The sequence below is a fragment of the Novosphingobium album (ex Hu et al. 2023) genome (assembly GCF_022832385.1).
Taxonomy (GTDB): Bacteria; Pseudomonadota; Alphaproteobacteria; order Sphingomonadales; family Sphingomonadaceae; genus Novosphingobium; species Novosphingobium album.
Window position 1 is genome coordinate 1 of the sequence record NZ_JALHLE010000069.1, and the last position, 1,554, is coordinate 1,554.

The 1,554-nt window shown below is 60.2% G+C and carries 1 pseudogene; it reads left to right on the forward strand.

The features are described from left to right. Positions 1 to 1,554, forward strand: a pseudogene (locus tag MTR64_RS21235) (TonB-dependent receptor); the annotation flags it as partial.

The window sequence follows — 1,554 nt, forward strand, 5'->3', positions numbered from 1 at the left end:
AAGTTCCTGCAGATCCAGGAAAACGGCCTGCCAACGCTGGAATTCGGCGATATCGCCTTTGCCACCGCAGACCAGTTCCTGCGCGCCGACCTCAACCTTGCCGGGGTCCAGGCGATCCGCGGTGGCTCGGCCTCGACCTTCGCCTCGAACTCGTCGGGCGGCATCGTCAACCTCATCGACAAGACCGGCGATGTCGAAGGCGGATCGATCCAGGTCAGTACCGGCCTCGACTACCATACCAAGCGCGTCGATTTTGAATATGGCGGGCCAGTCAGCGATACGCTGCGCTTCCACGTCGGCGGTTTCTACCGCAAGGGCGAGGGGCCGCGTGCTACCGGTTTCGACGGGTTCAAGGGCGGGCAGCTCAAGTTCAACATGACCAAGGATTTCGCGGGCGGGTATTTCCGGGTCTATGCGAAGTTCCTCGACGACCAGACGGTTCCCACGCCGTTCTCGCCGGTCCTCGTCTCGGGGACTAACAGCAACCCCCACTATTCTAACGTGCCGGGCCTCGACGTCACCAGGGACTCGCTGTTCTCGCGCTACATTCCGGCCAACATCACCCTGGACAGCGAAAACCGGCCGGTCAGCGATCCCTTCAGCGATGCCACCCATTCCAAGGTCAAATCGGTTGGCTTCGAGACGAAATTCGACGTCGAAGGCTGGACGATCAACGACAAGTTCCGTTTTGCGGACATCTCCGGCCACGTGAATCAGCCCTATTCCTATTCCAATGCGGACTCGCGCCTGCCGTTTCAGTCGATCAATTCGGCTTCGGCCATCATGGCGATGTTCGGAGCGACCAGCCTGCAATATGCGACCGGTCCCAATGCCGGGCAGACGATTGCAGATCCGGCAGCGCTCAACGGGAATGGCCTTCTGGCGTTGCTCACGCCTCAGGATACGGCGATCAACAGTCTGAACAACATGACCAACGATTTGCGTGCGAGCAAGGTCTGGGATCTCGGTTCGGGCAAACTGACCTTCACCGCAGGCTATTACAAGTCGAGCCAGGACATCGATACCGCATGGACCTCAAGCACCATGGTCACCGATGTTCTCGGTGGCGGCGAGGCCCATCTGATTGATGTGTTCGCAGGGCCTTATCAGCTCACCGAAAATGGTTTCCTGGCCTACAACCCGATGCTGATCGGGGGATACCGCCGCGACCGCTACGACCTCACTTACGACGTCGATGCGCCGTACGGGTCTCTCAACTACGCATTCGGAAAGGTCGCACTCGGCGCATCCGTCCGCTACGATATGGGCAAGGCCCGTGGCACGATCTACGGCACCAGCCTGCCGGGCACGGCGAAATCGACCACCTACGACATGAACGGTGACGGCACCATTTCGTCGCCGGAGACGAGAGTGGGCTTCATCGACTATACCAAGCCCTCACCCGTGCACTACAACTACCACTACCTGTCCTACTCGATCAGCGCGAACTACCGCATGTCGGAAGACTTCTCGCTGTTCGGCCGCTACTCGAAGGGGGCGCGCGCCAACGCCGACCGCATCCTGTTCGCCAACTACGTCAGCCCGGTTAGCGGC